This is a genomic window from Ruegeria sp. BHSA163 (assembly GCF_059613365.1).
In genome coordinates this window covers 40,204-54,002 of sequence record NZ_JBXWSJ010000033.1, presented here as the reverse complement: position 1 = coordinate 54,002, position 13,799 = coordinate 40,204, and the positions used below count along the sequence as shown (strand labels likewise).

Here is a 13,799-nt window from a genome sequence, read left to right as displayed (position 1 = left end):
CTATTGAAAAAGCCAAAGTTGAGGTCGGAGACTTAACAAACGACATCCAAGCCTTTGACATCGACGCGCTGGGTTCGGTCCTTGAAAAAGGTGACGTGATCGTTTCCATGCTGCCCGGAGATTGGCATGTCCCGTTGGCGGAACTGGCGATCTCTAAACAGGCGAATTTCGTTTCTTCCTCTTATATTGCTCCAGAAATGCGCGCGCTGGACGATAAGGCACGTGACGCTGGCGTAGCATTGGTGAACGAGGTCGGCCTGGACCCTGGGATTGATCACTTGATGGCCCACGCACTTGTTGATGACTACCGCGCATCGAGCGCATTCGATCCGCAAAACCATCTTAGCTTTATTTCTTATTGCGGGGGCGTCCCGAAAAACCCCAACCCATTCCGATACAAGTTCAGCTGGTCGCCGCTAGGCGTTCTCAAAGCGCTTCGGTCCCCCTCGAAGTCGATCCGAGACTACGCAACGCTGGACGTCGCACGCCCTTGGGATGCGATCAGCAGCTATATCGCTCCGTTACCAATCCCTGAAAGTTTCGAAGTTTATCCAAACCGTGACTCCGTCCCTTTCATGGCCCAGTACCATTTTGAAGACCATTGGCCAGTCAAGGAATTTGTACGTGGCACCTTGCGACTAAACGGATGGGCGGATGCTTGGTCAGATGTTTTTTCCGAAATCGAAACACTGTCCGGACCCGAAGGCGAAACTCGTTTGAAACAAATGTCGGACCAGTTCTGGAGCGAAAACGCTTACGACGAAGGCGAACCTGATCGGGTTGTTCTGTGCGTAGGCCTAAAAGCCGAAAAGGATGGGCAAGAAGTTTGGCACAAAACCTATGTCATGGATGCTTGGGGCGATGATCGTGGCACAGCAATGGCACGACTGGTGTCTATCCCGGTGTCGCTGGCCGTCGAGGCAGTATTAAACCGCGAAATTCCTGTTGGGGTACACGCTGCGCCCAGTGATCCGAAACTGGTCAGCCAATGGATGGCGGAAGTCGATAAACTGGCACAACAATTGCAGATCGTAGATCATGTGAAAGATCAATACTAATTTTACATTTCGTGGATCCAGATGGAAACAGACCTCGGCCATTTGCCGAAAGCTGCTTTCTCTCCAATTGTGATTGCCTTCGAATGTCAAAATCCTGACCGAACATCTGATGAGTTCAAAAAATCGGGACTTTAGGTCTGGTCGATCAACCGAATGTATCAATCCAAATAAACGAATGGGCCACTCAAGTATTTTGAACGGCCCATCAAAAAATTAGCTTTGTTAAGGATAAGTGGTGCAATTTTAGATGTACCGATCAATTGTATCCTCGATATCTTTTCGGTTCAGACCAAGCTCGGCCAATTGATGATCAGTCAACCCGTTTAACTGTTGGGCCGCAAACACAATATCCCCTTTGATAGCGTTTATCCGCATTGCTCGATCAAACAACAAAAGGGCACTGGCCAAGGGGGAGTTGTCGGTCGGTGGTATTACATCAAACATGGTGGATACCTCATAACTTTTGAATTCCGACGGGCCGATGAATGTTTTGCCCGTATCGCGGTCAATGACGGTAAGGTCTGTGATTGTAGACGCTTTCATAAGCTTTCCGTTCGATCTGCTCCCGCGGCACACCAATGTCGTCCAGTTGCTGGTCACTCAGCCGTCTGAGTTCATTAACGGTTTTTGAGAATAGCCTGCGACGGAATTGTTCAACCCGAGCTTCGGCAAAATCAGAAAACAGGCCCGCAAAGACACTGCTTTGGGGCGTTACTTTATTGGTATATTCCATTGTTTTTCTCCTCCAAGAATTAACTGCTTTTTTTCTGTACAGTTAAAATAAAGGAGCACTGCCTTAACGACGCCAAAACGACTCATTAAGCTATGTTAATGAAAGTCTGCATCGTAAGAATTGCGGGTTTGGGCGGCCAGTTGGCACAATTCAACTCATGCAATCCGCGATTAGCCTGGGTCTTCGGTTTCAAGTAAGTTTCTGATCAGGAACTGCGCCGCCGGTGGAGTTTCGTCCGATGCAAGCAACGCCTCGAAAGTCGAATTCAGTGTGTCGTCTTCCCAAACATTCACCGCAGCCGCTATCCAGACAACTGACGCAGGATCATCTTCCAGTGTTTGCTTGAAGACTTCAGAGATTTGTTCTCGATGCTCCGGTGCCACAGCTCCTGCATCGGCAAGCGCGCGGATCAAAGCTTTCAGATCGTCCTGCGTTCCATAATTTTCCGCGATCGCGTTTCCAATTTGGGCGACGGCCTTTGACCCATCTGCTTCTATTCCGGCAACGGCCCATTCCCGAAGGCTTAATCCTCCGGTTTTTAAAGAGGATGAGTATTGGGATCGAACAAACTCTCGCGCTTGCGAATCTTTCTGTAACCCAAGCAAACGGATTGCAGCAGGTGCATAAGCATAACGCCCAACGGTTCGCAGATCCTGCCGCAGCACGTCAGTTGAAACAGTTATCCCCAGTTCACGCACAATGGGATAAGGAGCGCGGTGAATTTCTAACAGCGCAGTATCGCGTAACACCCGGTCGTGATGTTCCAGAAAATGGGTAAAGAATTCTATGCGGTCCCGCGAGTCGCTCTGTCCAATGCCCCAGCTTTGCCCACTTGAGCGGACCTGGCTCAAAAATTCAGCACGTTCAGGAGTGACCAAAAAGGCTTTAGACCACTCAGCTGAAAGGCCTCGTCCTGTTTTGTCCAGCAAAGAGGATCCATAAATCATTAAAACTCTTCGGTTCGGATCAGCGCGAAAAGCTGCACGTGTCGAGCTATCCACCAAAAATGGAATTTCCGGTGCCCTCGCAAGTTGGTCGGATGTTCCTTTCAAGACTTTCACGGGAACAAACTTAAATGGATTGTCAGGAGACGGAGCGGCAAGAACGATCACGCGCGACGACAAAATGCGATCTGCCAGAGAGTATTCCGGCAATGTTACGCAAACCCCGCAAGCAAGTGAAGGCCTAGGCGCCAAGAACCCAACCAGAACAATTCCGCAGAATATTACCAACTGCAATGTGCGAAGCATAAATCTGCTCTATCCAAAACGCAGCCTGATAGCTACAGGCCGATCACATACTCCTGTGCCAGCTTACACAAAAACTAAGAGTTCTGCGACATGTTGCAGGTTCATCCCTATTGGATGCTCCCCTTGAACAGCAGAATGGTTTTCACATGAGATCGTTTTCCACGTCTTCCGCCGAAATTCCCAGCGCATCCAGCCCGTTTTCCAAGTGGTCAGACAAGTGTGGAGTCCCGATCAAGTAGTCGGCACAGGGGGTCGAGGCCTCGGTCTTAGCGGTCACAATGGCCTCAGCCAGATCTTCGGCAAAAAAACTTTCACGACCAATCCACATTATTGCGACCAGCTCTGCTTGTTCATCCTCACTCATTCGGTCAATAAAAGCGCGCAACTCGCCTTCTGCACGTTCCAGTTCTCGCCCCATCATCGCAACTTGGGCGACTTTTCTAGCCGAAATCTCCAGCATATGACCAACTCCTGTGTCCGCGGTTTCCATCAATCAAAACCACCATCTCAGGCTTGCGTCTTTGATCTTGAGCAAACTAAACCCCTATTGCTCGCGCGGGCGAGAGATTGGGCAGGAAGGCACGGGTTCTGAACGAAACGGCCGGAATCGGGCATTTTTAAACCAGAGCTTGGCGGCCTGCCAAACTATTAGCGCAAAAACCCGCCTTGCGCCAAACGGGCGTCGGACCAAAGCCCAAAGTATTGTGCGATTTGTCAGCAAATTTCGGGGCCCGGTGAGGGTCGCGATAAGACCACCGTTTTCCCGCGTGTAATCTATCCACACGCCTACCCTTTCCAAACGATAGTCAAACCGAAAAGTGTATACACCTTCGATCTTTTGAAACGGTGAGACATGCATCAGCTTTTTAGCGACGATGCGATCCGAAGGCTGAATTAGCGAAAGGTCTGGTTTGTGACATAGATAGCTGTGGCGGGTTCCGTAGGTATTCGTGACTTCGGCCACAACGGCGTATAGACTGTCATTTTGATCGAAACAGAACCAGAAACTGACCGGGTTAAAAACGTGAGCCAAAACACGCGGTTGCGTTAGCAACACAATCCGAGCGGGCTGGGGAAACTGCAATTCATCAAACCGTTTCCGCAGCCACGCGGCCCCGGTGCCTTTGCCCGGATCGCCACCATGATCGCGATCCCGCCAGTTTGTAATATTTGCCTTGTTGACAGAAAATAAAAACGGCGTTTTCGGCCGACCTTCTGGGTCGAATAGGATGTAGTCCACGGAATAACGAAAGGAGTTTTTAATTGAACCCTTTCGGCCGTGATAAGTATGGCCAGATATATGCTCTATTTCGTTCATGTAGTTTCGATTTTCGTTCTGACCGTAACCTGCTAAAAATACAGAATATTCTGTATAGCGTTTCATACAGTTGTACGAAGTTTAGCGCAGTGTGGATTAAAACAATTAAATAAAGTGATCCGACTTGGGCTGCGGCGCGTATTGTGATTATGTTTACCGAAACTGATATCGCGACCTTGGACACACCGTCGGCTGAGCCTGATTTTGTGCCATCCAAGTTCGCGCCGAAAAGTGTCAGGGGCAAGTCGGTGAACGGATCGATCAACAGCTGCGATATCCGGCAAGAGTGGGTTCTCCACATCAGACGCATTCGGGACGAAAAAGATCAGTTGGCTTTCGCCGAATTGTTCCGACACTTTGCCCCAAGGGTGAAGGCGTTTCTGATTAAGTCAGGGTCGGACGCAACTACGGCGGAAGAATGCGCGCAAGAAGTAATGGCGACGTTGTGGCATAAGGCCCATCTGTTCGACCCGTCCCGAGCAACGGTTGCAACATGGGTGTTCACGATCGCCCGTAACAAGCGCATCGATGTCCTGCGCAAACAACGCCGTCCTGAACCCGAAGATCTGGGTTGGGGCCCCGAGGCGGAACCTGATCAGGACGATGTGATTGCGCTTCAACAGGAAACCGCGCAGCTGCGTGACGCTATGGCGGCGCTTCCGGATGCGCAAAGAGAGCTGATCCAGAAGGCTTATTTTGGAGACCTGAGTCACCGCGAGATTGCGTCGCAGACAGGGTTGCCTTTGGGAACTATCAAATCACGTATAAGGCTGGCGCTGGACCGCTTGCGCCATGCGATGAATTGAGTTGAATGAGATGAGTAAGGACATAAAACATCACCTGACCGACGACCTGCTGATGGCATATGCAGCAGGATCTCTACCCGAGGCTTTCGACTTGATGGTCGCTACGCATTTGTCGTTGTGTGACCATTGCCGTGCGCAGGCGGAAAGTTTTGACGCCGTCGGTGGGTTCGTTCTAGACGACCACGAGATGCCTCTGCAAATGGGTGAGGAGTCTCTGACTGCAACTATGGCACTAATTGCCAAAGGTGAACCGACACCCAAAACTGTTCGGCCATCTTGCTCCGTCTTGCCGACTCCGCTTCAGGAATATGTCGGCGGTGATGTCAGCGCGATCCGCTGGAAATCAATTGGTATGGGAGTGAAACAGGCAATTTTGCCGACAACGCGCGAGGCGACTGCGCGCCTATTGTTCATTCCCGCAGGGGCCGCGGTACCTGATCACGGTCATAACGGCATGGAACTTACCATGGTTTTGCAAGGCGCGTTCTCGGATGAGGTGGACCATTTTGCGCGCGGTGACGTTGAGATTGCGGACGAAGATCTGGAACACACGCCTGTTGCGGATATGTCAGAAGATTGCATTTGCCTAGCCGTGACAGATGCGCCACTTAGGTTCAACAAGCTGATGCCGCGTCTGTTCCAGCCATTCCTACGGATCTGACGTTTATATCCGGATCGAGTCAAAGAGGTTGCTAAGTGTGAAGTGGTTGTTCGTAGCGATTGTCTTTTCGACCATAGGAGCGTTGGCACAAGCGCAGTCTACCGCTGAGGTAAAGTTTCAACCTGGCAACTACGGCACAATGGTCAACGGCACGATCACCGGGAACGAGTATTTCGACTATACGTTGGGCGCAAAAGCCGGCCAGGAGATGTTTGCTGAACTTAGCGTCAGCGACACTAACGGAAATGGCGTTATCTATTTCAATATCTTGCCACCCGGCAGCGATGGGACCGCGATATATATTGGCTCAATTGATGGAAATACTGCCCGGATCAATCTGCCCGAAGACGGGGACTACACGATTCGCGTTTATCTTATGGGCAACGACCGTGACACTGGGAAAACGGTCGGCTACAATCTGGACCTGTCGATTCAATAGAGTTTAAACTTCGGTTTTGCCTAACGGGACAACGTTGTTGTGATCCTCTGGAACCAGTTCTTCAAAATCAAAATTGTCTAGCCGCTGTGCCCGTCGTCCGGCCTTTTCGGCGCTGATCTTGATGTCCGAGATATCTTTGGCCGCCTGCCCAAAATGTCGATCCAGATTTGTGACGCGTTCACCTAGACGTTCAACATCTTTGTGCAACATCCCCAGCTCCTTTCGGATCGCACCAGCCTGTTCGCGCATCCGCGCATCCTTGAGAATTGCACGCATCGTATTCAACGTAGCCATGCATGTGGTGGGAGAGACAATCCAGACGCGTTTTGAAAAACTCTCCTGCACCAGTTCGGGGAACTTGGCATGCAGTTCCGCGTAAACCGCTTCTGATGGCAAAAACATCAGCGCACCATCGGCCGTTTCGCCGTCCAGAATATATTTTTCTGATATGTCGGTAATATGTTTTCGGACCGTGGTCCTAAACATTTGTACAGCCGACTTAAATTCAGCGTCGCTAGAGGACCCGATCAAAGCCTCATAAGCTTCCAATGGGAATTTGCTGTCGATCACGATTGGGCCCGGCGGATTGGGCAGATTGATCAGGCAATCAGCCCGGCGGCCATTTGAAAGCGTCGCCTGTAACCGGAAACTATCTGCAGGCAGCGCCTTGGAAACGATGTCATTCAATTGAATCTCGCCAAACGCGCCACGGGTTTGCTTGTTGGAGAGGATGTCTTGCAAAGACAAAACATCGCCGGACAACTTAGTTATATTGTCTTGTGCCTTATCGATGGCGGCCAGTCGTTCCTGCAACTGGGTCAGGGAGGTCGCAGTCTGTTTTGACGATCCGTGCAACGATTCCTTCATCCGCTCTTGCATTTCGGCAAGAGCCCGGGTGGATTTCATCGCGTTGTCCGCCAGCCGATCGTTCATCTGTTGCTGTACGGAGGAAAGCCGCGCCTCCACCGTTTGGATCACCTGAACCTGTGCGGTGGCCTGAGTGTCCGAAACATGCTGCAATCCACCGCGCAGTTGTTCCTGCCCTTGCCCCAATTGCTGTACGTGCTGCCCTAATTGGACCATCTGACGGGTAAGCGGTTCAATGTTTCTGGCCGAACGGTTCGCAGCACGCAGCGCCAGAAAAAGCAAAACAAGAATCAAAAATGTCACTGCAACACCAATCAGGGAGGCCATTACCATTGGGTCATTCAATGAGTATTCGGTGCCTGCGATTTCAATCATCTCTACTCGTGTGTTCTTGTTTTATTCTTCATAGCCCTACCAGGCATTTAGATCAACTGCGCCCGAACAGCCTCTCGATATCGCTCAGCTTAAGTTCCACATAGGTCGGACGACCATGATTGCATTGGCCCGAGTGCGGCGTCGCCTCCATCTCACGGAGAAGTGCGTTCATTTCTTCGGCCCGCATCCTGCGGCCAGATCTAACAGAACCGTGGCATGCAACCCGGCTAAGGATCGCCTCGATCCGAGCCTGCACCGCTTGACTTTCGCCCTGATCAGCCAGCTCATCCAAGATGTCTAGAACCATCGCACGGGCGTTGACCTCCCCAAGTACGGCTGGTGTCTCACGCACTGCAATCGCCCCGCCGCCAAAAGGCTCAAGCGTCAGACCAAAACGCGCAAGGTCATCGGCAACAGCCAAAAGCCGGGCGCAGTCAACCTCTGACAGCTCAACAATCTCGGGTATCAGCAAGGCCTGCGCGGCAACACCATTTTCGGCCATCTGACGTTTGAGTTTCTCATAAACCAGTCTTTCATGGGCCGCATGTTGATCGACGATCACCATACCGTTGGCTGTCTGCGCTATTATATAATTTTCATGGACTTGCCCGCGCGCTGCACCCAATGGCAAATCCTCTGTGGGTTCATGAACTTCAGGATCGCCTACCGGCTCGACAACTCTTCCACTGTAGTCGCGGGATAATTCAGCGAATCCTGATTCCTGCGCTTGATAAGCAACTTGTCGCGCCGCCGGGAGTGTTCTGTCCATCTGGTAGACCCTAGCCGGATTAGACGGTATTGGTTCCGGCCGCATGGCACCCAGTGTTGCCGTGGCCACCGTCGAAGAAGCGCGATGTCCGGCCTCGGCCAATGCATGGCGCAGGGCCGAGACGATAAGACCGCGCGCAATGCCCGGATCACGAAACCGCACTTCGGATTTTGCCGGGTGCACGTTCACATCCACTAAGGTTGGGTCACATTCAACAAACAACGCTGCAGCAGGATGACGGTCGCGGCTAAGAAAATCGAAATAGGCTGCCCGCAATGCCCCGGTCAGCATCTTGTCTCGCACGGGTCGCCCATTGACGAAAAGATACTGGGCAACTGCAGCACCGCGGGAATAAGTTGGTAGTGCGGCGTAACCATACAACCTGATACCTTCGCGCGTTGCATCAATTCGCAAGGCGTTCTCGGCAAATTCTCCGCCCAGAATGCGCGCAAGGCGGTTGTGCAACGCGTCGAATAGATCACCGTTCTCGCGGTCCACGCGAAATACCGCTCTTCCCGGGCCTCCGCCCGAAACGTCGCGCAAAGTGAACGCAACGGCAGGCTCGGCCATCGCAAGGCGTTTGACAGTATCGGTGATCGCCTGCCCTTCGGCTCGGTCGGTGCGCATAAATTTCAAACGTGCGGGCGTCGCAAAAAACAGGTCACGCAACTCGACCACTGTGCCCGAGCGCAGCGCTGCAGGTTTTATCGCTTCCATACTGCCGCCTGCAACGTGGATCGAGGCCGCCTCTTCTCCTTCGATACGGCTGGTTATTGTCAGGCGGCCAACGGCCCCCAAAGAAGGCAATGCCTCTCCCCGAAAACCAAACGTATGGATGTTCAACAGGTCTGATCCGTCGATCTTTGAAGTAGCGTGCCGGGACAGGGCCAGCGATAAGTCCCTACCCGCGATTCCGCACCCATTGTCCGTGACGCGAATCAGCGTCTTGCCCCCATCGGCGATATCGATGGCAACGCGGTCGGCACCTGCATCCAGAGCGTTTTCTACCAACTCTTTGACTGCCGAAGCAGGACGTTCGACAACTTCGCCTGCTGCAATTCGGTTTATTGCAGTATCGTCAAGCTGTCGTATCACTGGGCGGTTATCGTTGATATTGGGGTTAGTTTGCGCCATACCCCAAGACCTAGCATATCAGAACGCGATTCTGCCACAGGTTTGAGCGGACGTTTTTACGAAACAAAGGCGCCAAAACGAAAATGTCCGGCCTTTGTGATCACTTCGACAAGGGGGAAGCGAATGTGATCACAAAAAGCCGGACAATTCAACGTGAGTGGTGGTCATCCTGTTAACAATTTAAATTCATCTATCATGAGATTCGAAATAAATCTTATTAATAATTAGTTATTGTTTGTGTTTGGCGAAGTTCAGCCTAAACCACAGCATTGGATTTGGCGTGAATATGCCGAGCTAATTACTGTTTGGCGCCCCTGATCTAGTTCTGCACGGACCGAAAATTGCGCAGATCATCAAAATCAATCCTGAAACCGTCGCAATCATGCCAGCCGCGCTGACCGCATTAAGACCGCCAAGCCAAAGCGGCCCGTATCCCGCAAGCACATAACCTAAAACTGCTGAAACGGTGGCAAAAAAAACGCTCCAAACGACCTGTGTCTCCAGTCGGTTTGTCATCATCCTCGCCGCAGCAGGTGGGCATATAAACATCGCAATTACGATAATTGACCCAACGGCATCAAATGCCGCGACGGCGGCAATAGCGGCAGCTATAACCAGCGCCAGACCTAATCGCCCGGTTCGAATCCCTATCGTACGGGCGAAACCTTCGTCAAAGGTCGATATCTTGAGCGGGCGCCAAAATATCCATGTGAACAGAGCCACTCCAAGAAGCGTCATAGCGATACGAGGAAGTTCCGGTGGCAACCCCGCTAGCGCCTGAGGGTCCAATACGGATTGCCATCCTGTTGCGTCCAACCAAATCAAACTTTCCAGATTGCCATACAACGCATGTTCGACATCCAAGTGCACGGTTGACGTGTCGGTCTGTTCCAGCAGTAAAACGCCTGCAGCAAACATTGAGGTAAAGACTACACCCATGGCCGCGCCGGGTTCTATCTTGCCCAATCTACGGATCGCTTCAATCATCACAACCGACACAATGGCGGCGCCTGCGGCACCCAACATCATTGGCCATGTCGAAATCGCACCCGTCAACAAAAAGGACACGACGATCCCCGGCAAAACAACATGGCTGATGGCGTCACCAATCAGCGCCTGTTTTCGCAATACCAGAAAATTTCCCGGTAACGCGCAAGCGATTGCCGAAAATGTGCCTATAAGCAAAGGTGTAAGGGAAAGGGTTACGAATTCTTCTCCGTTCATGGCTGTATCCCGTGCGGACCGCCAATTCGAAGGTCAATCTCTTCTATCTGGTCTTTTGTCAGTACTGTTTCTATATCCCTAAGCCCATCATAGAGCGCCGCTGTCGCCTCATGGGTCAGATCGGCACGCACAATTTCCCATCTCTTTTCGTCGCGCAATGCCTTGGCTGCGCGCGCACGTCCGGCATCTGTCGCAACACCGTCTGCCCGGGCCAACCCAGCACGGTGGAGCAATCGCAGCGTTAATGGCTCGTAAATCATTTGCCCTTGTGCCAACGCTAACAACCCTTGTCGGATGTGTATGCGGCGTTGAAATTGCACGTGGCGCAAGACGGCTGCCAATACACCTCTTGCCGGTGCCAATAACAGTGACAGGGCAAAAAACCCAAAGCTGACAAGTACAATGATCGGTCCGGTTGGCAGGTCTGGAGTTGATGCCGATATTGCAGCACCCATGTATCCGGCAAGACCACCCGCCATTCCGGCCAACAATACGACAAGATCCGAGCGCTCAGACCAGAAACGAGCCGTCACCGGCGGGATAATCAGCAATGCAACGATCAGGATCAGACCAACAATCTTTAGGCCGATTACAGTTACGGCCATGACCAGTCCCATCATCGCCAGATCGGTTCGATTGACCGCAACACCCCGGGCCGCAGCGTATTCAGGGTCAAAGGCGACCATCATCATCGGCCGTCGAATTACAGTGACCAAGATCAGAGTCGCTGCGCCTCCGATCGCGATTATCAGCGCATCCAGTCTGAGCATTCCTGCGGTAGTACCCAAAAGAAAACCCTCTAACCCAGCCTGCCTGCCAACACCCAGTGATTGAATGATAGTTAGAAGAACAATACCGAACCCAAAGAACACCGATAAAACAGCGCCGATTGCTGCGTCTTCGGCCAAACGTGTATTGTGTGTCAGCCAGTTCATGCAAAGCAGGCCTAGCCATGCTGATACTGCGGAACCCGCTAGCAGCCCTATCAGATTGCGACCATCTCCGCCCAATGCGACCAATAGTAAGAATGCAAGACAAACTCCGGGCAAGGTCGCGTGGCTGACCGCGTCGCTTACCAGTGCTCTTTTTCGCAGGAACAAAAATGTCCCAGTTATCCCTGCAGCAACGCCCAATAAAGTCGAACCGATGGCTACCAGCGTGGCGTTATAGCCAAGCTGCAAGGCCAAAGCATCCCAAAGCATGATTTATCCCAGTACGCCCGAAATCTGATCGATCTGGGCTGTTGCCAACTGCCCGCCGTAAGTTGATTGGAGTGTCTCGGCGGTAAAGGCCTCAGCGACCGGCCCCTCTGCGACCTTGCGCGTATTGATCAGAAAAACGTGGTCGAAATACTCAGTGACTGTTGCAAGGTCGTGATGCACGACAACGACTGTCTTTCCAGATGACTTGAGTGACTTGAGCACACCAATGATTGCTTTTTCTGTGGCAGCATCTACTCCGGCAAACGGTTCATCCAGCAAGTACAGATCTGCTTCCTGCGCCAATGCTCGGGCCAAAAACACCCGCTGTTGCTGACCACCAGACAATTGTCCAATCTGGCGATCCCCGAAATCGCGCATGCCGACTCGATGAAGACAGTCCTTCGCATGAGATTTGTGGCGCGCCCGTACGCGGCCCAACAGTCCCAACTCGCGGGAAAGACCCATAAGGACCACATCGATAACACGGGTCGGAAAGTCCCAGTCGACACTGGCGCGTTGAGGCACGTAAGCTATTCTCGAACGTTGCTGGTCAAGTGGCCGCCCGTAAACAGTTACCAGCCCGGACAACGGCTTAACAATTCCCAGCGCTGCCTTTAAAAGGGTCGACTTACCCGCTCCGTTTGGTCCAATAATGGCAGTCATCGCACCCGGTTGTACGGTCATGTCCACTGAGAACACCGCAGGTTTCTGCCCATAGGAAACGGTTAGGCCCCTTACGGCCAGCGGACTGTCACCGGGGCCGCGGTCTTCAACGGTAATTCCCTGACTGCTAACCAAGTCTAACATCGATCAGAACCCCGCTGACAGCTTGTTATTCATACCGCCCGTCGGCACATCACCACCAAGTGCGCTTGCGATAACTGTGATGTTGTGATCCAGCATGCCGATATACGTTCCTTCGTACGTGCCGGCCTCTCCCATCGCATCCGAGAATAATTCACCACCGATTGCAACCGCATGTCCCTTTGCTGAAGCACCTTCGATCAATGCCCGCATAGAACGGTCAGACACCGAACTTTCGACAAACACGGCTGAGATCTTGCGATCAACTAAAAGATCAACCAGTTCTCCAATCCTGTTAAGCCCCGCTTCTGACTGGGTCGAAATGCCCTGAATACCCAAAACCTCGAAACCAAAGCTGTCGCCGAAATAGCCAAAGGCGTCATGAGCGGTGACCAACACCTTACTGTTATCAGGGACACTACCCAGGGTATCCTGCGCATATTTCGTCAACCGGTCGAGTTCGGCCAAATGGAGCTGGGCATTGGACGCAAAAGATTCCGCGGCCTCGGGTCGGGCCAATGTCAGCGCAGCCTGAACCTCTAAAACTACATCCCGCCACAAGTCCGGCGTCATCCACACATGTGGATCGAATTTGTCGGCATAGTCATCATGCACCCGCAGTTTCGAAGGGTCGACACCTTCTGCCACAGCAACCACAGTCCGTTTGCGTCCGAGGTCGTGAAAAAAGTCTTCCATCTGTGCCTCCAGATAAAGACCGTTCCACAAGATGAGATCGGCGCGCGTCATTGCGACGATATCGCTGCGAGTCTGGCGATAGGCATGAGGATCCACGCCAGGGCCCATCAATCCCCTGACCTCAATTTGCTCCCCACCGACTTGGCGCGCAGCATCAGCAATCATCCCAGTCGTTGCGACCACCTTCAAAGGCGGTTGCGCCCAAACCGCAAACGGCAGGGCAGCGGTAAATGCTAATGCGGCGACAAAACTGCGGCGAATCATCTGTGATCCTATTCTGGTGTTCTCTAGAGGCTAGAATATGCGAACCATTCGCAACTAAGTCAATGCTATTGAGAATTATTCGCAAGAAAGAAGAGGATTTTTTCCAATTGGTCAAAATATCGCCATCTATCCTGCCGGTGGTCTTCCATTTAAGCCAAACCCATGCGATTTTGGCTCAAACCTCCCATAGGACGTGAAG

At 52.2% G+C, this 13,799-nt stretch carries 15 protein-coding genes; 4 read left to right on the top strand and 11 right to left on the bottom strand.

Features of this window, described 5'->3' with window-relative positions; genetic code table 11:
* Positions 1-1,058: saccharopine dehydrogenase family protein (locus tag AC2FNV_RS15610; protein ID WP_496773804.1), on the top strand; the 1,058-nt coding region annotated here is incomplete at its 5' end.
* Positions 1,059-1,301: 243 nt separating this feature from the next.
* On the opposite strand, the gene AC2FNV_RS15605 is transcribed toward AC2FNV_RS15610, so the two are convergent.
* The 5 genes from AC2FNV_RS15605 to AC2FNV_RS15585 form a co-directional block, all read right to left on the bottom strand.
* Entirely contained in the window at positions 1,302-1,601 is a 300-nt protein-coding gene (locus tag AC2FNV_RS15605) for a DUF1127 domain-containing protein (protein WP_170603097.1), read from the bottom strand.
* Positions 1,564-1,791 (bottom strand): DUF1127 domain-containing protein, encoded by a 228-nt coding sequence (locus AC2FNV_RS15600; protein WP_170603095.1) that lies wholly within the window; start codon positions 1,789-1,791, stop codon positions 1,564-1,566. Before AC2FNV_RS15600 ends, AC2FNV_RS15605 begins: the two co-directional genes overlap by 38 nt.
* Before the next feature lie 170 nt (positions 1,792-1,961).
* Positions 1,962-3,041 carry a hypothetical protein gene (locus AC2FNV_RS15595; protein WP_170610545.1) on the bottom strand — a complete coding sequence of 360 codons (1,080 nt, stop codon included), beginning with the start codon at positions 3,039-3,041 and terminating at the stop codon, positions 1,962-1,964.
* 142 nt (positions 3,042-3,183) lie between these two features.
* A complete protein-coding gene (locus AC2FNV_RS15590; RefSeq protein ID WP_170603091.1) occupies positions 3,184-3,501 on the bottom strand; it encodes a DUF3775 domain-containing protein in 318 nt (105 codons plus the stop codon).
* 84 nt (positions 3,502-3,585) lie between these two features.
* Entirely contained in the window at positions 3,586-4,359 is a 774-nt protein-coding gene (locus tag AC2FNV_RS15585; RefSeq protein ID WP_170603677.1) for a DUF1365 domain-containing protein, read from the bottom strand.
* A gap of 149 nt (positions 4,360-4,508) precedes the next feature.
* Here AC2FNV_RS15585 and AC2FNV_RS15580 point away from each other — a divergent pair, with 149 nt between their 5' ends.
* Genes AC2FNV_RS15580 through AC2FNV_RS15570 form a run of 3 tightly spaced genes read left to right on the top strand, consistent with a single transcriptional unit; the run spans position 4,509 to position 6,265 of the window.
* A complete protein-coding gene (locus AC2FNV_RS15580) occupies positions 4,509-5,165 on the top strand; it encodes a sigma-70 family RNA polymerase sigma factor (protein ID WP_170603089.1) in 657 nt (218 codons plus the stop codon).
* A 10-nt stretch (positions 5,166-5,175) separates the two neighbouring features.
* The gene (locus tag AC2FNV_RS15575) at positions 5,176-5,826 is read left to right on the top strand and encodes a ChrR family anti-sigma-E factor (RefSeq protein ID WP_170479425.1); all 651 of its coding nucleotides are present in this window, start codon (positions 5,176-5,178) and stop codon (positions 5,824-5,826) included.
* Positions 5,827-5,863: 37 nt separating this feature from the next.
* On the top strand, positions 5,864-6,265 hold the full coding sequence (locus tag AC2FNV_RS15570; protein ID WP_367648129.1) for a hypothetical protein: 402 nt from the start codon (positions 5,864-5,866) through the stop codon (positions 6,263-6,265).
* Between the two features lie 3 nt (positions 6,266-6,268).
* Here the strand turns inward: AC2FNV_RS15570 and AC2FNV_RS15565 are convergent, their stop codons facing one another.
* From AC2FNV_RS15565 to AC2FNV_RS15540, 6 genes are all read right to left on the bottom strand, one after another.
* Entirely contained in the window at positions 6,269-7,507 is a 1,239-nt protein-coding gene (locus AC2FNV_RS15565; protein ID WP_170479429.1) for a DNA recombination protein RmuC, read from the bottom strand.
* Between the two features lie 52 nt (positions 7,508-7,559).
* Entirely contained in the window at positions 7,560-9,410 is a 1,851-nt protein-coding gene (gene mutL, locus AC2FNV_RS15560; protein ID WP_170603085.1) for a DNA mismatch repair endonuclease MutL, read from the bottom strand.
* A gap of 294 nt (positions 9,411-9,704) precedes the next feature.
* Positions 9,705-10,634, bottom strand: a complete 930-nt coding sequence (locus tag AC2FNV_RS15555; RefSeq protein ID WP_170603083.1) for a metal ABC transporter permease — start codon at positions 10,632-10,634, stop codon at positions 9,705-9,707.
* A complete protein-coding gene (locus AC2FNV_RS15550) occupies positions 10,631-11,836 on the bottom strand; it encodes a metal ABC transporter permease (RefSeq protein WP_496773799.1) in 1,206 nt (401 codons plus the stop codon). Before AC2FNV_RS15550 ends, AC2FNV_RS15555 begins: the two co-directional genes overlap by 4 nt.
* A gap of 3 nt (positions 11,837-11,839) precedes the next feature.
* On the bottom strand, positions 11,840-12,643 hold the full coding sequence (locus tag AC2FNV_RS15545; protein WP_170603079.1) for a metal ABC transporter ATP-binding protein: 804 nt from the start codon (positions 12,641-12,643) through the stop codon (positions 11,840-11,842).
* Between the two features lie 3 nt (positions 12,644-12,646).
* A complete protein-coding gene (locus AC2FNV_RS15540) occupies positions 12,647-13,600 on the bottom strand; it encodes a metal ABC transporter solute-binding protein, Zn/Mn family (protein ID WP_496773796.1) in 954 nt (317 codons plus the stop codon).
* Between the last annotated feature and the right edge of the window lie 199 nt (positions 13,601-13,799).